The organism is Asticcacaulis sp. (assembly GCF_051956075.1).
Classification (GTDB): Bacteria; Pseudomonadota; Alphaproteobacteria; order Caulobacterales; family Caulobacteraceae; genus Asticcacaulis.
This window is the reverse complement of record NZ_JBQCGA010000061.1, coordinates 39,880-59,081: the sequence shown is the minus strand read 5'-3', so window position 1 is coordinate 59,081 and position 19,202 is coordinate 39,880. Positions and strand designations below refer to the sequence as shown.

18 protein-coding genes are annotated in these 19,202 nt (G+C 61.7%); 7 read left to right on the top strand and 11 right to left on the bottom strand.

The genetic code is table 11. From position 1 onward, the window contains the following. The first annotated feature begins 51 nt into the window (after positions 1–51). The 3 genes from ACTHLA_RS16880 to ACTHLA_RS16870 all read left to right on the top strand — a co-directional run bounded on the left by ACTHLA_RS16880 (position 52) and on the right by ACTHLA_RS16870 (position 2,393). Complete coding sequence (locus ACTHLA_RS16880) at positions 52–1,110, top strand: GGDEF domain-containing protein (protein ID WP_440192176.1); 1,059 nt, start codon at positions 52–54, stop codon at positions 1,108–1,110. Positions 1,111–1,169: 59 nt separating this feature from the next. Beyond that, entirely contained in the window at positions 1,170–1,922 is a 753-nt protein-coding gene (locus ACTHLA_RS16875; RefSeq protein WP_440192173.1) for a lysophospholipid acyltransferase family protein, read from the top strand. A gap of 72 nt (positions 1,923–1,994) precedes the next feature. Next, positions 1,995–2,393, top strand: a complete 399-nt coding sequence (locus ACTHLA_RS16870; RefSeq protein WP_440192170.1) for a hypothetical protein — start codon at positions 1,995–1,997, stop codon at positions 2,391–2,393. On the opposite strand, the gene ACTHLA_RS16865 is transcribed toward ACTHLA_RS16870, so the two are convergent. The 9 genes from ACTHLA_RS16865 to ACTHLA_RS16825 are packed head-to-tail and all read right to left on the bottom strand — an operon-like array spanning position 2,390 to position 9,607. After that, complete coding sequence (locus ACTHLA_RS16865) at positions 2,390–2,782, bottom strand: HesB/IscA family protein (RefSeq protein ID WP_440192167.1); 393 nt, start codon at positions 2,780–2,782, stop codon at positions 2,390–2,392. The genes ACTHLA_RS16870 and ACTHLA_RS16865 overlap by 4 nt on opposite strands. A 2-nt stretch (positions 2,783–2,784) precedes the next feature. Continuing rightward, positions 2,785–3,147 carry an SUF system Fe-S cluster assembly protein gene (locus ACTHLA_RS16860; RefSeq protein WP_440192384.1) on the bottom strand — a complete coding sequence of 121 codons (363 nt, stop codon included), beginning with the start codon at positions 3,145–3,147 and terminating at the stop codon, positions 2,785–2,787. Positions 3,148–3,189: 42 nt separating this feature from the next. Then, on the bottom strand, positions 3,190–4,404 hold the full coding sequence (locus ACTHLA_RS16855) for an aminotransferase class V-fold PLP-dependent enzyme (RefSeq protein ID WP_440192164.1): 1,215 nt from the start codon (positions 4,402–4,404) through the stop codon (positions 3,190–3,192). Continuing rightward, positions 4,394–5,443 carry a Fe-S cluster assembly protein SufD gene (gene sufD, locus ACTHLA_RS16850; RefSeq protein ID WP_440192161.1) on the bottom strand — a complete coding sequence of 350 codons (1,050 nt, stop codon included), beginning with the start codon at positions 5,441–5,443 and terminating at the stop codon, positions 4,394–4,396. The genes ACTHLA_RS16855 and sufD overlap by 11 nt, the downstream gene beginning before the upstream one ends. Then, positions 5,444–6,193, bottom strand: coding sequence for a Fe-S cluster assembly ATPase SufC (gene sufC / locus ACTHLA_RS16845; RefSeq protein WP_440192158.1), 750 nt, complete (start codon positions 6,191–6,193; stop codon positions 5,444–5,446). 12 nt (positions 6,194–6,205) lie between these two features. Beyond that, complete coding sequence (locus tag ACTHLA_RS16840) at positions 6,206–6,502, bottom strand: hypothetical protein (RefSeq protein ID WP_440192155.1); 297 nt, start codon at positions 6,500–6,502, stop codon at positions 6,206–6,208. Then, on the bottom strand, positions 6,499–7,965 hold the full coding sequence (gene sufB / locus ACTHLA_RS16835) for a Fe-S cluster assembly protein SufB (protein WP_440192152.1): 1,467 nt from the start codon (positions 7,963–7,965) through the stop codon (positions 6,499–6,501). The genes ACTHLA_RS16840 and sufB overlap by 4 nt, the downstream gene beginning before the upstream one ends. Before the next feature lie 2 nt (positions 7,966–7,967). Continuing rightward, positions 7,968–9,086, bottom strand: coding sequence for a cysteine desulfurase family protein (locus ACTHLA_RS16830; protein ID WP_440192149.1), 1,119 nt, complete (start codon positions 9,084–9,086; stop codon positions 7,968–7,970). Beyond that, positions 9,083–9,607 (bottom strand): Rrf2 family transcriptional regulator, encoded by a 525-nt coding sequence (locus ACTHLA_RS16825; RefSeq protein WP_440192146.1) that lies wholly within the window; start codon positions 9,605–9,607, stop codon positions 9,083–9,085. The genes ACTHLA_RS16830 and ACTHLA_RS16825 overlap by 4 nt, the downstream gene beginning before the upstream one ends. Before the next feature lie 209 nt (positions 9,608–9,816). Here ACTHLA_RS16825 and ACTHLA_RS16820 point away from each other — a divergent pair, with 209 nt between their 5' ends. After that, complete coding sequence (locus ACTHLA_RS16820) at positions 9,817–10,464, top strand: alpha/beta hydrolase (protein WP_440192143.1); 648 nt, start codon at positions 9,817–9,819, stop codon at positions 10,462–10,464. Here the strand turns inward: ACTHLA_RS16820 and ACTHLA_RS16815 are convergent. After that, complete coding sequence (locus tag ACTHLA_RS16815; RefSeq protein ID WP_440192140.1) at positions 10,461–11,591, bottom strand: anhydro-N-acetylmuramic acid kinase; 1,131 nt, start codon at positions 11,589–11,591, stop codon at positions 10,461–10,463. The two genes, ACTHLA_RS16820 and ACTHLA_RS16815, sit on opposite strands and share 4 nt — an antisense overlap. A gap of 79 nt (positions 11,592–11,670) precedes the next feature. Here ACTHLA_RS16815 and tyrS point away from each other — a divergent pair, with 79 nt between their 5' ends. Beyond that, positions 11,671–12,930: a tyrosine--tRNA ligase gene (gene tyrS, locus ACTHLA_RS16810; RefSeq protein WP_440192137.1), complete on the top strand. Its 1,260-nt coding sequence runs from the start codon at positions 11,671–11,673 to the stop codon at positions 12,928–12,930. An 8-nt stretch (positions 12,931–12,938) separates the two neighbouring features. On the opposite strand, the gene ACTHLA_RS16805 is transcribed toward tyrS, so the two are convergent. Then, a complete protein-coding gene (locus tag ACTHLA_RS16805) occupies positions 12,939–17,147 on the bottom strand; it encodes a hypothetical protein (RefSeq protein WP_440192134.1) in 4,209 nt (1,402 codons plus the stop codon). A 144-nt stretch (positions 17,148–17,291) separates the two neighbouring features. Between ACTHLA_RS16805 and ACTHLA_RS16800 the strand changes: the two genes are divergently transcribed. Both ACTHLA_RS16800 and ACTHLA_RS16795 read left to right on the top strand, forming a co-directional pair. Continuing rightward, complete coding sequence (locus ACTHLA_RS16800; RefSeq protein WP_440192131.1) at positions 17,292–17,783, top strand: peroxiredoxin; 492 nt, start codon at positions 17,292–17,294, stop codon at positions 17,781–17,783. Positions 17,784–18,044: 261 nt separating this feature from the next. After that, positions 18,045–19,190 carry a M23 family metallopeptidase gene (locus tag ACTHLA_RS16795; RefSeq protein ID WP_440192128.1) on the top strand — a complete coding sequence of 382 codons (1,146 nt, stop codon included), beginning with the start codon at positions 18,045–18,047 and terminating at the stop codon, positions 19,188–19,190. Positions 19,191–19,202: the final 12 nt, after the last annotated feature.

The following is a 19,202-nucleotide window of genomic DNA, read 5'->3' as shown; positions in this document are numbered from 1 at the left end:
AGAGGCGAAGAATCGCTAATGCCGGACGACCCAGGGGAACCTCCGCTCACAATGAATAACGATATAGAGATCAGCATCCGAAGCCCGAACGCTTACGCCCTTGCGGGCGAGGCGCTGCGGCTGATGCAGGAACATGGCGTCTGGCCCACCCCGCTCAACTACGAGCTTTGGCTGTATGTCGTCGGTGAGCCCGAATGCGCGCTGGCGCAGGAAATTCACCGCCTGATCGCCGCCGGCGAAACCATTACCGAAGACGTTTCGGAAAGCCTGGCCACCAAATTCATCGCGCGTATGAAGCTGAATGACGAAGTGCGCGATGCAGGGCTGAAGCTGACGCGCGAACTGGCGTCGATCACCGAGGTGATCAGCGACGCTCAGAAAACGCAGCGCAGCTATTCCGAAACCCTGCAAAGCGCGCGCGACTCGATGGCTGGCGTCGATATTTCGGCGCTGCAAAAGCTGGTTGACAGCCTGAGCGAGGCCACGACCACCGTACTCGATCATCACGCCTCGCTTGAGAACCGCCTGTCGGACTCCTCGCGCGAGGTCAATCGTCTGCGCAAGCATCTCGATCAGGTGCGCATGGAGGCGATGACCGACGCCCTGACCAATCTGGCCAACCGCAAATCCTTCGACGAAGCGCTGGACGGCCATTGCGAACATGACGACGTCTCGACGCCGCTTAGCCTGGCCGTCATCGACATCGACCATTTCAAGCGTTTTAACGACACCTGGGGTCATCAGACCGGTGATCAGGTGCTGCGTTACGTGGCCTCGGTTCTGGCGCGCATCGGTCGCCCGCCGCGCATGGCCGCGCGCTACGGCGGTGAAGAATTCGGCCTGTTGTTCCCCGGTGAAACCAGCGCCCAGGTCGAGCGCCTGCTTAACGAGGCGCGGCAGGAAATCGCTTCGCGCGTGTTGAAACGCCGTTCGACCAACGAAGATCTCGGCACGGTGACCATTTCCGTCGGCGTCGCGCAACGTCAATATGGCGAAGACTCCTTCGACCTGCTCGACCGCGCCGACAAGGCGCTCTACCACTCCAAAAACGCCGGACGCAACCGCGTCACTCTGGCCGAAGCGCTGGAAAGCAACTCTAACGCGGCATGATCCATCTCACTTGACAATGATATTGAACAATGTTCAAATTCATTGTCTGGAGATATGTCATGCGCAGTTTCGCCTTCGCCCTCGCCTATTGGACTCTGTCCATCACCTATAGCCTGATGGCGCTGGCGGCGTCGCTGCTGCCCGGTCATGCGCCGGTGCGCCGGATCATCCGCCATTACACGCGCCGCATGGTGCAGGCGATGCGCTTCTTCGCTGGCATCCGGCTAGAGGTGCGCGGGCGTGAACATCTGCTTCCGCAACCTGTCATCTATGCCTGCAAACATCAAAGCTGGGGCGACGGCTTTTGCATTTATTCGCAATTCGACGATCTGGCCTTCGTCACCGGCGACCATCTGGAAAAATACCCGCTGATGGGAACCCTGTTGCGCAAGCTGGGCGCCATCGTCGTCAACAATTGCGGCGGGCATCAGGCGCGCAAGGCGCTGGCCAGCCGCGCCGCCGACGCGGCGCGCGACGGGCGTTCGATCCTGATCTATCCTGAAGGCCATCTCAATGCGCCGGGCACCTATCGCCGTTATCGCGCAGGCGTCTGGCATATGATGCGCGATTTCGATATGCCCGTCATACCCGTCGCCACCAATCTAGGCCTGTTCTGGCGGGAACAGGGATTTCAGAAACGTCCCGGAACCGCCGTGCTGGAATTCCTTGAGCCGATCATGCCGGGCATGGACAAAGACGTCTTCCTTGAAACCTTGCGCGACCGTATCGAAACGCACAGCCAGCATCTCATCAGCGAAGCCACCGGCCAGCCTTTCACGCCCTCCCTGCCCGCCGACGCTGTTCTGACGTAAGCGTGACAGCCACGCCAAGCCTTTATTAAGGATCGGGTCTGTACGTTCATGGATTATGTAAGGAGCGTACCCATGCCGCGAGGCTTCCGCGTCAGCGCGCACATCCATAATGATGAAAACCTGATCATCTTCCGCATGACCGGCGAGATCGACAGCCTGGCATTGGTGGAAAAGTGGATTGCGGTTTACAGCGAAATCGCCGAACCGTGGCGTTATAACCGCCTGTTCGATTACCGCCGCGCTGAAGGCGTCGTCGAATACGACCAGATCGCCCGCTTCGCCGCCTGGTGGGATCAGCGCACGCACGGCGTCGATTATCTCGGCAAGGTGGCCGTTATCGTCAACAATCCGCTCGATCTGGCGCGCGTCAATACGGTCGCGCCGCACTTTCCGCGCGATATAAGACGCGCCTTCATGACGCTGGATGAAGGGCTAAACTGGTTGAATGAAGCTGATAACGTGAAGGCTTAGTCTGCGGCGACGGGCTTGATCGTCACACTTTCCCCACATCCGCAGGCGTCCGTCTCGTTCGGATTATTGAACACGAATTTCGAGGCCAGCTTCGTCGTCTCATAGTCGATCACGGTGCCGACCAGATACAGCACCGCCTTGGGCTCGATCAGTATGGTGACCTCCTTATCGGTAATCACCTCATCGAGCGGCCCAATCTCTTCGGCATAGGACAGCACATATTCCTGCCCGGCGCAGCCGCCCTGTTTGACGCCGACGCGGAGTCCCACATAGGGCTTATCGGCACGCGCCATGATCGCCTTGACCTGCTCGGCGGCGGCCTCGGTCAGGCTGACAATGGCGGGGCGCGGACGGCGCGCGCGGGGTGTGACAGCGGGTTGCGTTTCCATGCTCAGAACATATTCAACTGAAGTTTCGCCTCATCGCTCATGCGCGACGAGTCCCACGGCGGATCGAAGACAAGATTGACGTCGCAGCCTGCGACGCCCTTGACGCCCATAACGGCCTGCTGCACCCAGCCCGGCATATCCCCCGCCACCGGGCAGCCCGGAGCGGTCAGGGTCATATCGACCACCACATGCCGGTCGTCAGAGACATCGACCTTATAGATCAAACCCAGTTCGTAAATATCGACCGGTATTTCCGGGTCGAACACCGTTTTGAAGGCCATGATCAGCTCATCGGTCAGCCGATCCAGTTCCGCCTGTTCGAGCGCGGCGGGCTGATTGCCGCCCATCTCATCCAGGCTGAACATCGAGTCTTGCGTTTCCGTATGGGCTTCGGTCATGTCTGTACTCTAGGCGAAAAACGATTGGGCCTTGGCGACCGCCTCGGCCAGCGTGTCGATCTCGGCTTGCGTATTATATAGGGCGATGGAGGCGCGCACGGTAGAGGTGACGCCCAGCCGGGTCATCAAAGGCTCGGCGCAATGCGTGCCGGCGCGCACCGCGACATTGTAGCGATCGAGGATCTGGGCCACATCATGCGCGTGCGCGGACCCCAGACTGAAGGTCAGGATCGACCCCTTGCTTGGCGCCTCGCCATGGACGCGCAAGCTATTGATTTGGCTCAGGGCGTCATGCGCGCGCAGGTACAGCGCGTGCTCATGCGCGGCGACCGCCTCACGATCCAGCCCCGACAGCCAGTCGATGGCGGCCTTCAGCCCGATCACTTCCAGAATGGCGGGCGTTCCAGCCTCGAAGCGGTGCGGCGGCTCGTTCCAGGTGATCTTGTCCTTGGTCACGCGCGCGATCATCTCGCCGCCGCCCTGCCAAGGCGGCATGGCCTCCAGCAGGTCCGCCTTGGCGTAGAGCACGCCCAGCCCGGTCGGACCATAGAGCTTATGCGCGGAAAAGATGTAGAAGTCGGCGTCGAGCGCCTTCACATCGACCGGCAGGTGGACAATGCCCTGCGCCCCGTCGATCAGCACCTTGGCGCCAACGGCGTGCGCCTTCTGCACGATCTCGGCCACGGGATTGATTGTGCCCAGCACGTTCGACATATGGGTGACGGCGACCAGCTTTACGCGCGGGTTCAGCAACTGGTCGAAAGCGTCCATATCGAGCGATCCGTCATCGCGGATCGGCGCATAGGTCAGCTTCAAACCCTTGCGCTCCGCCAACATGTACCACGGCACAATATTGGCGTGATGCTCCATCTCAGTGGTCAGGATTTCATCACCCGCTTGCAGATGTTCACCCCAACTGTTCGCCACCAGATTGACGGCTTCAGTTGCCGACTTGGTGAAGACGATCTCATTCGTTTGCGCGCCCATAAAGCGCGCCACCGTCTCTCGTCCGGCCTCATAGGCGTCGGTCGTTTCATTGGCCAGGCGATGCAGGCCGCGATGCACATTGGCGTAGGAGAAGCGCATGGCGTGACTCATCGCCGCGATCACCGCTTCCGGCTTTTGCGCCGAGGCGCCGCTGTCGAGATAGACAAGCGGCTTTCCGTTGATCTCACGCGACAGGATCGGGAAGTCCGCGCGCGCCTTTTCGACGTCAAAGGCCATGATAGGACTCCGTGACATTTTCAAGGAAATTCAAGACGGTTTCGCGCAAAACCTCATCTGGGATCGCATCGGCGACTGGGACGACGAAGGCCTGCGTCAGCAAGGCCCGCGCCTGCTCTTCGGAAAGGCCGCGCGTCTGGCAGAAAAACAGGGCCTCTTCGTCCAGCGCGCCAATGGTGTTGCCGTGCGCGCACTGCACATCGTCAGCGTAGATTTCCAGCTCCGGCTTGGCGCGGACATGCGCGCCATCGTTCAGGATCAGCGCCTGATGCCTCATGCGCGCATCCGTGCCGTCCGCGCCGCGTTCGACGAAGATGCGGCCCTGGAACACCGCCGTGGCGCTGTCCTTGACCAGCCCTTTGGTCAATTGGGCCGTCACGCCGTCAATATCCGTATGCAGGACGCGGGTGGTCAGGTCGAAATGGCGCTTGTCTTTCAGCAGATAGGCGCCGTTCAGCTCGACGTCCGCGCCGTGACCGGCATGGTTCACATGCGTCTCGAAGCGCTGGAACTTCGCGCCGGTCGAAAAGACATATTGTTTGAACACGCTGTCCGGCGCGGTCTCGATCAGCGAGCGGCGGATGGACACCGCCGTTTCCGGCTCATCAAGGATGACGACGCGGACCAGCCGCGCGCCCTTCGCCAGTGTGAAGCGCAACTGCGTGTTCACCGCATAGTCGAAGGCGCCGGTGTAATCTTCGAACACGACAAGGCTTTGGCCGTCTTTCAACTCGATATGGCCTGCGCCCTGATAGCCGAGATAGCCATCCTCATCGCCGAAATCATTGCCGTCGATATAGAGCCGGCCCGAATGCGACATGGCGTGATCGGCGGCCTTTTGCAGCCCGTCGAAACCCGCCTCATCGGCGGAGTAATAGGTGAAGCCGTCCGGTTCGGACTCCAGTTCCGACAGGGTGCGCACCACCAGCGGCTTGTCAGGCGCGGTCCGCAGCACGCGGCTGAGGTCGGAATATTTCCACTCCTCTTCGCGGCGCGTCGGATAGGACGACGGATCGAAAATGTCGAGTTGCGTCAGCACTTACGCCGCCTCGCCTAAGAATTGATCGTAACCGTGCGCCTCAAGTTCCAGCGCCAGTTCCGGCCCGCCCGATTTGACGATGCGGCCCGCCACCAGCACATGCACCCGGTCCGGCTTAATGTGGTCGAGCAGGCGCTGATAGTGGGTGATGACCAGCATAGCGCGGTCAGGGCTGCGCAGCGCATTGACGCCATCCGACACGACTTTCAGCGCGTCGATATCGAGGCCGGAATCGGTCTCGTCGAGGATCAGGAATTTCGGTTCCAGCAGCGCCATTTGCAACACTTCCATGCGCTTCTTCTCGCCGCCGGAAAAACCGACATTGAGTGGGCGTTTCAGCATATCCATGTCGATTTTCAGCGACTTAGCGACTTCGCGGACGCGCTTGAGAAAGTCAGGGGCGGAGATCTCGGCCTCACCGCGAACTTTTCGCTGCGCATTCATCGCCGTGCGCAGGAAGGTCAGGGCCGGAACGCCGGGAATTTCCAGCGGGTACTGGAACGACAGATAAAGCCCCGCCGCCGCGCGCTCATGCACGTCCTTGTCCAGCAGGTCTTCGCCGTTGAAGGTCACGGACCCGCCCGTCACATCATAGTTGGGACGCCCCGCCAGCGAATAGCCCAGGGTCGATTTGCCCGCGCCGTTCGGCCCCATAATGGCATGGACTTCGCCAGCAGGTACGTCGAGTGTCAGCCCTTTCAGAATGGTCTTGTCATCAACAGAGACGGTGAGATTTTCTATAGAAAGCATTGAATCCATAACCTAAATGCAACCTCTACCGGATGCGCAAGCCCACAAAAGCATCGCAACTATCCACAAGAAGGTCAGGGCAGGAATAGCCCCAAATAACGAAAGCCATCCCAATTTCATTGAGGCGGCAAATGTCCAGAACACTGAGATCAACCATGCTGCAAAGCTAATTGCAGCGACTGGCCCGGCTACTTTGTGTATCTCGCCTAAACCTGTCATACCCCAGAAGGTCGCCTGGAAGAATCCGGTCAACAGCGCCAGACCGTAGCTGAACCCCAGACGAACATATGGCTGAGCCGTCGCACTCATCCCACGCTCCCCTCCAGCGAGATGGCCACCAGCTTCTGCGCCTCGACGGCGAATTCCATCGGCAGTTCCTGCAAGACGTCGCGCACGAAGCCGTTGACCAGCAGGGCCACCGCCTCCTCCTGCGAGAGGCCGCGCTGCATGGCGTAGAACAGTTGATCCTCAGACAGCCGCGTCGTCGTCGCCTCATGCTCGAACTGCGCTTTCGCCGTATCGCTCTCGACATAGGGCACGGTATGCGCCGCACAGGTCTTGCCAATCAGCAAACTGTCGCACTGCGTGAAGTTGCGCGCGCCTTGTGCCTTCGCGTGGGCCGAGACCAGGCCGCGATAGGTGTTGGACGACTTGCCCGCCGACACGCCCTTTGAGATGATGCGCGAGCGGGTGTTCTTGCCGAGATGGATCATCTTAGTGCCGGTGTCGGCCTGCTGCGCGCCATTGGTGACAGCGATCGAGTAGAACTCACCGACGCTGTCGTCGCCGCGCAGGATGCAGGACGGGTACTTCCAGGTCACCGCCGAACCGGTTTCAACCTGGGTCCATGACACTTTAGAGCGCGGGCCGCGACAATCGGCGCGCTTGGTGACGAAGTTATAGATGCCGCCCTTGCCCTCGGCGTCGCCCGGATACCAGTTCTGCACGGTCGAATATTTGATCTCAGCGTCGTCCAGCGCCACCAGTTCGACCACGGCGGCGTGAAGCTGATTTTCGTCACGTTGCGGCGCGGTGCAGCCTTCCAGATAGGAGACATAGGCCGCCTTATCGGCGATGATCAGGGTGCGCTCGAACTGCCCGGTGTTTTCAGCATTGATGCGGAAATAGGTGGAGAGCTCCATCGGGCAGCGCACGCCTGGCGGCACATAGACGAAGGAGCCATCGGAAAACACCGCCGAATTGAGCGCGGCGAAATAGTTGTCCGACACCGGCACGACCGAACCGAGATATTGCCGCACCAGTTCAGGATGTTCGCGCAAGGCCTCAGAAATCGAGCAGAAAATCACGCCCGCGGCCGCCAATTCCTTCTTGAAGGTGGTGACCACCGACACCGAATCGAACACCGCATCCACAGCATAACGCGGCGCGCCTTCGACCCCGGCCAGCACGGCCTGTTCCTTCAGCGGAATACCGAGCTTTTCATAGACGGCCAAAAGTTCCGGATCGACCTCATCGAGCGATTTCGGCCCATCCTTCTTCTTCGGCGCGGCGAAATAGTAGAGATCCTGATAATCGACCTTCTGGTAATGAACCTTGGCCCAGTCGGGCTCCTCCATCGCCTGCCAGCGCTCGAACGCCGCCAGTCGCCAATCCAGCATCCATGACGGCTCGCCCTTCTTCTCGGAAATGAAGCGCACGATGTCGGCATTCAACCCCTTTGGGGCGAACTCGGTCTCGATATCAGTGACAAAGCCATGCTCGTAGGCCTCTAACTTGGCCACCGTGTCGATGGTTTCCTTGACCGCAGCCATGTTCAGTTCAATTCCTTTTCCAGCGCCTTTTCATGACGCCTGAGATATGACTCATAACCTTTTGACCAGACGTCAAAAAAGCGCGTCCAGTCTTCGGGCGTCGTCGTCCATCCGCCAGAGATGCGCAGCGCCTTGTCGGCCAGGCTGTCCAGCCCCATGGCGGCGACGATCCGGCTCGACTTCACCTTGCCCGAAGAGCAGGCCGAACCCGACGAGACGCAGATTCCAGCCAGGTCCATGTGCATCAATTGCAAGGACGACGGCCAGTGCGGCTGCGCGATCGCCAGAACGCCCGGAACGCGCTGCGCGTCTTCACCCAATATGGTGACGCTCAGCATTTTTAGCGAACGCTCCACCGCGATTTGCGCGCTCAATACGGCCTCGGACATGGGCTGGCAAGCCTTGAAGGCGGCGGCGAAGGCGACGACGCCCGGAATATTTTCGGTGCCGGCGCGCAGGCCCAATTCCTGGCCGCTGCCGCGGATCAGGGCCACAGGCGTCCGGTCGCGGTCATGAACAAAGGCGCCGACGCCCTGCCCGCCGCCGACCTTATGGGCGCTAATGGACAGCGAATCCACGCCCAAGGACCGGAAATCCACATTGATCTTGCCCAGGGCCTGCACCGCATCGACATGCAGCCAGCCGTCATGCGCATGCACAATCTGCGCGATGGCGGCAATGTCGTTGATGACGCCCGTCTCATTATTGGCCAGCATGACGCAGACGAATGGGCGACCTTCACACGTCAGCAGCGCCTCAAGCGCCGCGACATCGACCTCGCCCTGCGGCGTCAAGGGCGCAATCACCGCATCCGTCACAGCGCCGTAGAGACTGTCATGTTCGCCTGCCGACAACACCGTGTAATCGAACTGTTGCGCCTGCCGAAGCGCCATCGCATTGGCCTCGGTCCCGCCGGAGGTAAAGACCAGCCCCGCCGCCCCTGTCGCATTCAACCCGGCCAGAAGGTCCGCGCGCGCTTCCTCAAGTAAAAGCTTAGCTTTGCGTCCGAAGGCATGGATAGATGACGCATTTCCACCAAAATCGGACGCGCGCAGAAGCGCCTCGCGCGCTTCCGGGCGCAAGGGCGATGTCGCGGCATGATCGAGGTAAAGAGGCGTCACGACGCAGCGGCCTCCATAAGCGGCGATGAAATCTGCACCTTCTTGCGCGTCCGACGCTTGACCACATCCTCAAGCGACACCTGCGACAGATAATCCTGAATAGCGACGCCAAGATCTTCCCAGAGATTGTGCGTCAGGCAGCGCTGACCGCCCGGCATGCAGCCGATTTCGCGCACAGCTTCTTCCTTGCTGAGTCGCTTATTGGCGCCCAGCTTGTTCGAGGTCATCGAGCAGCGGGTCGCCTTGATTGGCTCATCGACCGCCAGTACGATGTCTGAGACATACAGCTCCGCCGCCGGTCGCGACAGGGTATAACCGCCGCCGGGGCCGCGCGCGCTGCGCACCAGCCCGGCCTTGCGCAGGCGCGCGAACAACTGCTCCAGATAGGACAATGAAATCTGCTGGCGCTCAGCAATATCGGACAAAGAGATCGGGCGCTCGCCATACGAACCGAACTGGCCGTTGAGCGCCAGATCGGTCATGGCCATGACGGCGTAACGTCCCTTGGTGGACAGACGCATGAAAAGTCCTTTGTGTCGTGCGGGACGCCGAAAGCCGCAGCAGAGAATTCTTTGTGTCCAGAGAAATCTTTGTGCCCAGAGAAATCTTCGTGCTAATAGGCGCAACGGCCCGCCTCGGCGACGTTGCCGGGAGTTTAGCAATTTCCGACTAACGCAGTCAAGTATTGCGGCGCCAAATGCTCTTTTTGAACTACCTCTAAGGTGATTGAATGCCCGAAGTCATCCTGGCCGGAGCCGCTGGTCGCATCGAAGCCCGTTACAGCCAGGGCAAGTCGGAAAATGCGCCCATCGCCCTGATCCTGCACCCGCATCCCAAGGCGGGCGGCCATATGAACAATCCGGTGACGGTGCAACTGTTCCACCTGTTCATGACCCGTGGCTTCTCGGTCTTGCGCTTCAACTTTCGCGGCGTGCAAAAGAGCCAGGGTGAATTCGACGCCGGGATCGGCGAACTGGCCGATGCGGCGACTGCGCTCGACTGGCTGCAGGCCAAGAACCCCACCGCCTCGCAATTCTGGGTCGCCGGTTATGATTTCGGAGCCTATATCGGCATGCAGCTTCTGATGCGCCGCCCGGAAACCGACGGCTTCATCTCGGTGTCCCCGCCGACCAACGCCTACGATTTCAGCTTCCTGGCGCCTTGTCCGGCCTCGGGCATGTTCCTGCACGGCGGCGCCGATTCGATCGTGCCGACCGCCGAGGTGGACCGTGTGGTCGCCAAGCTGCGCACGCAAAAGGGCATTGTCATCGACGCCGAGGTCGTGCCGGAAGCCAACCATTTCTGGGCCAACCACCTGCCCGAAGTCGAATCCCGCGTTGGCGCCTATATCGACCGCCGCATGAACGAACGCGGCTAAGCGGTCTCCATCGCGCCACAGGGACGGACCAATTCGCCACCCGTCAGCGGCGCCTTGACGCCCGTGGTGCCGGGGAAGGAGATCGGCAGGCCTTTAAGCGAGCGCACCGCCATATAGGCGAAGCCCTCCGCCTCCAGCGCGCCGCCGCGCCAGCCCAGGTCTTCGGCCAGTATGACGCGCGCAGGCGCGACGGCCTCGCGCAATTGCGCGACCAGATGGGCGTTATGCCGCCCACCGCCCGCCAGAATCACCGTTTTCGGCGTCACGCCCGTCAGCCGAATTCCCGCTAGCAGGCTTTGCAGCGTAAAGGCCGACAAGGTCGCCATGCCGTCCTCGAAACCCAGCCCCTCAATCGCTTGCAGATTAAAATCGTAACGATCGAGCGACTTGGGCGCGGCGGCCTGAAAATACGAATGCGCCATATAGGCGGTCAGCGCAGCCTCATCCGCACGCCCCGACGCCGCGATGCGCCCCTCATGGTCGAAATCGCCGCGGTCGTGCCGCCGCATCCACTGATCCATTAAGCCATTGGCCGGACCGGTGTCGAAAGCGGTCAGGCGGTCAGCCTCGATGGCGGTGATATTAGCCACCCCGCCCAGATTGACCACGATCACCGGCAGGTCCAACCCGGCGTTCTGCACGAGCGCGCGATGATAGACCGGCATGAGCGGCGCCGCCTCACCGCCCGCCTGGATGTCGGCCTGACGGAAATCGCTGACCACCGGCACGCCGGTCGCGTCGGCAAAGGCCTGGGCGTCGAACAGTTGCACGGTGCGCCCCGCCACGCCGTCCTTGGGACGTTCATGCAGCACGGTCTGGCCATGCACGCCCATCAGGTCGAGATCGCCGAAGGTCATGTCGTGTTCCGCCAGGAATTTCGCCGCCGCTTGCAGATGGCAATCGACAATCGCCCGACGCGCATCGGCGAAAATCTCAGGCTCCGGCGCGCCGCGCTTCCAGCCGAGCGCGGCCTTAATGGTCACCTCCAGCAGATTGCGCGTATCGGGCGGCATGGGCTGCTCGTCCCACGGCCCGAAAGCGATCTTCGCCTCGCCGTCCGTTTCCAGCACCGCCAGATCGACGCCATCCAGCGAAGTCCCGGTCATAAAGCCCAAAACTCTGCGCATATCCGCCTCCCGCACTTGACGCGCTCGCCTGCAAAGGCCACAGAAGCGGCCCTCACTCTCACGATATTGTCCCGATACCATGACCGAGCCAAGCTTTAAATCCGACTTCCTGCGCACCTTAGGCGAGCGCGGCTTCATCCATCAATGCACCGACGCCGAGGCGCTGGACGCGATGGCGAAGGACGGCATGATCACGGCCTATATCGGTTTCGACGCCACGGCCTCGTCGCTGCATGCCGGATCGCTGGTGCAGATCATGATGCTGCGCTGGCTGCAAAAGACCGGTCACAAGCCGATCGTACTGATGGGCGGCGGCACCACCAAGGTCGGCGACCCGTCGGGCAAGGACACGCAGCGCCAGTTGCTGGATGATGCGAAGATCGCCGAGAATATGGCGGGCATCAAACAGGTCTTCACCAAATTCCTCAGCTTCGGCGAGGACAGCAATCAGGCGGTCATGGTCAATAATGACGACTGGCTGTCAGGCTATGGCTATATCGAATTCCTGCGCACCTTCGGCACGCACTTCACGATCAACCGCATGATGACGTTCGATTCCGTCAAGCTGCGGCTGGAGCGCGAGCAGCCGCTGACCTTCCTCGAATTCAACTACATGCTGATGCAGGCGGTCGATTTCCGCGAACTGAACCTGCGCCGTAACTGCGTGCTGCAAATGGGCGGCTCGGATCAGTGGGGCAATATCGTCAACGGCGTCGAGCTGACGCGGCGGATGAACGCCGCCCCGGCCTTTGGCCTGACGACGCCGCTCCTCACCACCGCCTCAGGCGCCAAGATGGGTAAGACGGCCTCTGGCGCAGTCTGGCTCAATGCCGATATGCTGTCGCCTTACGACTACTGGCAATACTGGCGCAATGCCGAGGATCGCGATGTCGGTCGCTTCCTGCGCCTGTTCACCGAACTACCGCTCGACGAGATTGCGCGTCTCGAAGCTCTTGAAGGCACCGAGATCAACGAGGCCAAAAAGGTGCTGGCCGACGAGGCCACCCGCCTGCTGCATGGCGACGAAGCGGCGGCGACCGCGCGCGACACCGCGCAAAAGGCCTTTGAGCAAGGCGTGCTGTCCGCCGATCTGCCGACCGTGGAAATTCCCGCCGCCGACCTCAGGGAAGGGATCATGCTGGCGGCTCTGGCCACCCGCATCGGCCTGACCGCGTCGAATGGCGAAGCACGCCGTCTGGCGCAGGGCGGCGGCCTTCGCGTCAACGACGTGGCGATCAGCGACGGCAATCAGACGATCAGCGAGGCCGACCTGAACGCTGACGGCGTGATCAAGCTGTCGCAGGGCAAAAAGAAGATTTTCCTGGTCAAGCCGGTTTAGGCCGCATCTTAATCCTTGCCGCGCATCGCCTTGAGCGCGTCACTGTAATCGGGCAGGTCAAGCGCCTCGACCGGATCCTTGCGCTTTTCTTCGCCGATCTTGCGGATAAAGCCGGGCAGGATCATCGAGAACGGATTGATCGTGACCTGCGGCGCCTTATACGTGCCGCGCAGATCGTAGCGGATGCCAACCAGGCCCAGCCCGTTGCGTTTGACGTCGCCGAACCACGAATTGACGCTGTAGGCCGGGATCAGCGTGCCGCTGAAAGTCATACTGTGCGCATCGGGATCGGTCACGCCCCAGATGTTCAGCCCCAGAGCCTTACCCTTCAGATAGCCGTCGCGGATGAACAGTTCGTGCGGGCGATAGCGCACCGGGAAATCGAACTCGCGGAACAGAATTCCGTCGCCCGCCAGCGTGTCGTTCAGGCCCGTCAGAGTCGCCACGCTGAGGAGTTGCGCCAATACCGGAATCTGCTTGGCGCGGATATCTTCGCCGCGCAGCCACGCATCGGCCATGCCGTCCTTATAGGCGCCTTCCAGCACCGCCTTGCCGCCGTAGAGGTTATGGTTGCCCGTCGCCGTGCGGACCGCATCGCCCAGATCGTCCATTCGTAACGAGAACAGGCTGTAATTATCCTTCGCCTGCATGGACAACCGCATTAAGGCGCCATGATCGCTCAGGGCCGAGCCTTCGCCGCTGACGCCGTTATGACCATCCCAGCTCAAATCCACCTTCAACGCTCCGAATGCGCTGTCCGGGGACATTTGCAGATGCGCCAGATTCACCACCACATGGGTGGGCCGACCGGCGGGCGGCGGCGTCTGCGGCGCGGCGGCCTGCGACGGCGTTGACGCCTGATCGTCAGGCCCCGCCTCCAGCCACGGGCGCAGGTCGAGGCGCTGACCGCTGACCGAAATCACGTCATTGGCCGCATTGTGATAGTAGCTGGCGGCGAAATCGACAAAATCCTTGAGGTAGAAGCGGTTGAAGTCGAAGAATTGCAGATTGCCGCCCGCATCGAAAGCCGCTCGCCCGTCAATGCTGATCTGCGCGCCCTCAGCATAGATGCGCGACAGGTTGAGCCCCTGAGGTTTCAGAGGATCGTCGCCCTGAGCGTCGAAACTGACCGCCAGTTGCGCCGCCTCGCCCGCCGGTTTCATCCAGTCGGTGCGGCTCACGCCGAGTTGCGCCTGAGCGCCGTCGACATTCAGCACCGCGCCCGGCTGCCCCGGCTGGTCAAACAGGGTGAAGACGACGCCCAGAGGTCCGTCGATACGCACCGGGTCTTGCGTATAGCCGAGAGTCGACAACATATCCGGCGTCACCTGTCCACGCACCTGCAGGACATGCGGCGGCGGCGTCTTGTCGTCCGGTTGCAATGGCGGCGGATTCTCGACCTCGCCATACGGGTGCAGCGGCATGTCGAAGTCGATGCTGTGCCCCAGCAGCTTGACCTGTCCCTGCAACAGGCGTTCGCTCTGCCGCCACAGGGCCGTGACCGGAATGGACGCCTTCGGATGGAAGAAGGCGGTCGGCAGGCCGAAGGTCGCCCAGTCGTCCGGCGTCACCGTCATATCAAACCGGCGCAGCACGTCGTCGCTGCCGGGAACTTCCTTCCAGCCCAGCACGCCCTTCATCTTATCGAGCGTGATCAGCGCCTCCTTGCTGTCGCTGTCGAGCGCGACATTCACCGTCAGGCGGCGCGGCGCCTTGAACATCGGCAGGGCGCCGTAGCCCAGTTCACGCGCCTCCTGCGGCGTGATGGTCGATTTATAGACCAGTCGCGGGCGCTCGCCCTCGATATAGGCGATGTCGCCGGACAGGGCCTCGGCCTCAATCTCGCCGCTCCAGATGTCGCCGGAGCGCAGAAGCGTGATGCGCGTCGGCAATTGCGGCTTCAGATGCTCGAAAATCGGCAGCCCCTGCGCTTCCATGCCGGAGCGTAGCGTATCGCCCGCAATGGTCACCTGATCGGGCCGCCCCTGCGCGTCCTTTTCGCCGCCCGACCAATCGACATGGCCTTTGAAAATATCGGCGTCAACATCGCCCTCGCCCGCCCCGCCGGTGATGGTGAAATGGCCGGTGATGCCGACCGGCACGCGCGGCGAGCCGCCGAACTGCGCGGCGTTGAAGCGACCCTTGAAATCAACGCCCTGCGTTTTGGGCGTAAACTGGGTGTGGTAGGCGACATTGCCCGTGAATGGCCCGACCTGCGCCGGGCCGGAAATATCCAGCCGGTCGGCCAGCAGGTCGCCCTTGACGCTCAAGTCTCCGCCGCTCAGATCCCAGCCCAGCGCCGCCTGCTTGAGACCAGCATTGTGAATATCGCCATCGAAGGTGACGCTGAAATTATGTTCGGTGATCGGTTGCAGGGTTGGAAAACTGATCTCGACGTGCGCGCCCGCTTCGCCATTCAGGCGCTGCTTCGTCAGACCGTGTTGCGTCAGCCCGCCGTCGGCCAGCGGGTCGATGGCCTCAATGACGTCCGCCGCCTGCCCCGTCGCATCGAGCGCGATCAGGGTCTTTGTGCGACGATCGTGAAAGCTGGGCACGTCCAGCTTGCCGCGCGTCAGGTGGACTTTCAGCAATCGCCCGCCAGTGACATCCATGCGGAAACTGTCGCCCAGCAGCAGGCCGTGCCCATCCAGGCCTTCAGCGTCGTGCATGCGCGGGTCGATGAAGACTTCGAGATTGTGGTAATCGAAATCGAGCCGCAGATCGTCATTGGTCAGGCCGTCGGCGACAAAATGCCCCGGCGGCGCCTTCAATGTGAAATCGGCATTGGCGAAATCGCCGCCACGGATGCGCTCAATCAGCATGTCGCGCGTCTGCGGGGCCAGATCCTGCGGCCAGAAGGCGAACACCTCCTCCTTGGTGAAGCGGCCCTTGATCTTCGCGGTCAGATCGGCGCCGAGACGGCCCTGTTCATCGGTATAGAGCGTGCCTTGCGTCTCCAGCGGCGCGCCGTTCAGCAGACCTTCGCCGCTGTCGATGCGAAAGCGCCGGTCATGCGGTACATAGCGGCCCCGAAAATGCGCGCCGGTCAGGGTCTGCTGCGCGTAGTCGTCCGCCAGATTGCCCGTCAGACGCGGACCGGAAAAGTCATAGGCGATAACCATATTGGCGCCGGTCTTGTCATTGTGCGGCTGGATATAGATACGGCCCGACAGGTCGCCGTCGATGCGCGGCGACTTGATCTGAAAGGTGGTGAAACGCGCGGTATGCGAGTGGGAATCGTAACTGACCTTGACGCGCGCATTGTCAAAGCGCTGGTGGACGTCGCCGATGTCGAGCCGTCCTGCCCCTGCAGCGACATCCAACCAGGCATTGGTGAAGCCGCTGCCTTGTGTGAAATTGATGCGCGCCTGACCATTGAGCGGCGCCCGCACCCCGGCCAGAAAGCGCGTGACCCCAGAGGACGGGGCGACGAAGGCCGGGTTGAGATCGCTCAGACTGGCGCTCAGCACCATATTTTTCAGCCCGACCTCGCCCTCCGCCGCGGCGCGCAGCGTCGCCGCCGGAGCGCCCGCCGGGGCGATGCTGAGTTCGGCGTGACTGGCCAGGCGACCGTTCAGCTTGCTGAAATCGACGCGCGCGACATGGGCGGTCCAGTCCACGCCCGCATGTTGCGGATCGCGCGCCTGCTCGATCAGCCGCACCTCGCCGTCGCGTAAAGCGACCTGCCGCGCAAAGCTGGCCGGACGGCCCAGACGCTCGCGCCCGGTGACGTCATAAAACAGTTTGTCCAACCCGCCCGTCTCCGACGGAGCGCCGCTGGCTTCATAACCGAGATCGTAACGCCCCTCCTTCGACACCGAGGCGGCGAGGAAAAAATCATCCGCCGTCAGCCTCGCGGGCGCTATACGCGCCAGCAGCAGGCCGTCCGCCGCCAGCGCCATCTCCATATGACCGGCGCGCGCGACGATGCGGTGACGCGAATCCAGAATACGCAGATCCTCGAAGCGAAACCCCAAGGCGCGCGCGTCTCCGAACCAGACCAGATCGAGATGGCCGATGCTGGCGTGCGTTCCCGGCAGGGTGCGCTCAAGCCGCGACACAATGATCGGACGGATGACGTCCACCCGGATGGGCGCGCTGGCCAGGCGCCAGGCCAGCACAACAACCATGACCAGAATCCACACCAGCACGAACATCCGCAACCGACGCGCCAAATGGTCGAACAGGGTGCGTACAGAGGCGGAAAATTTCTTCACGAACAGGTCTGGCGGAAAGGTCTGAAAATGCGGATGTTACGTAGTATCCTAAACGGGCGAAGACGGCGTTAACATGCGCGCCTGCGCGTGTCATCCGCCGCTTGTCCATTTTTCTCCACCTAGGCGACTTCGTAAGGCTAACTTATGGCGAAATCAGACAAAATCGACGATTTTTCACCCTATCCCCTGCCCGATTTCAGCGCGCCGTCCAGCGCAGGCGGAGTCGTGAGCCGCGACGACCTGAAAGGGCGCTGGACCGTTCTTTTTCTCTATCCCAAGGACGATACGCCCGGCTGTACGCAGGAGAGCTGCGATTTCTCGACCGCCCTGCCGCAATTTCAGGCTCTGAGCGCGCAGCTTTACGGCATGTCCAAGGACAGCCTGAAATCTCACGAGAAATTTATCGCTAAGTATGCCCTCGCCATGCCGCTGCTCTCCGATCCCGATAATGTCGCCATCGAGGCCCTTGGCTCCTGGACCGAAAAAAGCCTCTATGGCCGTAAATATATGGGTACGGATCGCTCGACCTTTATCATTGACCCTGAAGGGCTCGTGCGTCGCGTCTGGCGCAGCGTCAAGGTCAAGGGCCACGCCGAATCCGTTCTGGACGGCCTGAAAGCGCTTATGGCGGCGTAACGCCTTGGCAGCGGAGGCCGACGTAAAATTGTCGCTGAACAGGGTTAACACAGATCGGACGAAACCAGCGCGGCATTGATCTTGAAACCACCGTCATACCGTTTTCAAATCGGGACACTTCCCCGAATAGTGGAAATATCATGACTGCAGCGTCGCACAATTCGCCTGTCCGTCTCTTTGAAGAACGCATATGTGCGCGCCCCTGTACAGCTTCGCAAAGCCGTGCCAAAACGGTACATATGGCCGGGGATGTTGCGTAAAATGGCGGTTATGGGCGAGAAAAGCGATGAGCGGCTCGGCGGCTGGATGGAAAACCTCCTGCCGGAGCGGCATATCTATATCCGTTCGCACGGCGAAACCCAGGTCTTCACCCTTACGCCGGGACGGCAGTTCACGCTGATTTTCCTGACCGCCGCCCTTCTCACCTGGCTGGCCATTTCAACCGGCTTCACTCTGTTCTTCGCCGCCGCGCATGGCGCAGGCGCCGAAAGCGAAGTGCTGATGATGAAGCATCAGTCCGAACGCTGGATCGCCGACCGGCAGGCGCGCCTCGACATCGCCACGCAGCAGGCCACCAACAATTCCGGTTCGCTCGAAGACCTGGCCAAGACGGTGACGGCGCGCAACGACGCCCTGATCAAGGTGCTGACCGACTTCAAAGGCGTGCCGGGCGCCGCCGCCGCGCTGGCTCCAGCCCAGATCGACGACAGCCTGCCGCCCATCGAACGCATCTATTCGGTGCGCGCCGAACAGGAACGCATGATCAGCAACGCCCAGGCCTTCGCCAAGACCCGCGCAGAGCGTCTGCGCCTGGCCTTCCGCATGGCGGGCCTCAATCCGGCGGCCTTCGCCGGCGGCCCCTCCAGCCCGCTGGCCAGCGGCGACGCGGCGAGTCTGTCGCAACTGCTGGGCGTTGACGCCGATTTCGCCGAGCGCGTCCACAGCGCCGCCGCCGATCTGTCCGACATGCGCGGCCTGCAAAACAGCGAAGCGCATCTGCCCTTCGGGCGTCCGACCGTCGGCACGCGCGAAAGCTCCGGCTTTGGCGTGCGGCTCGACCCGTTCACCCATACGCCGCACTACCACACCGGCCAGGATTTCGCCGGGCCGATGTTCACGCCGGTTTACGCCACCGCGCCCGGCATTGTCAGCTTCACCGGCGTGCGCACCGGCTATGGCAATGTGGTCGAGATCGACCACGGCAATGGCTTCATGACCCGTTACGCCCACCTGGCCGCCTTCAGCGTCCATCCCGGCCAGCGCGTCGCGCTCGATCAGCGCATCGCCTCAATGGGCTCGACAGGCCGCTCGACCGGACCCCATCTACACTATGAGGTGTGGATCAACGGCCGCCCGCAAAACCCCGCTCGCTTCTTAAAGGCAGGAGACTATGTTCAACAAAACTAAGCCCAGCAAACC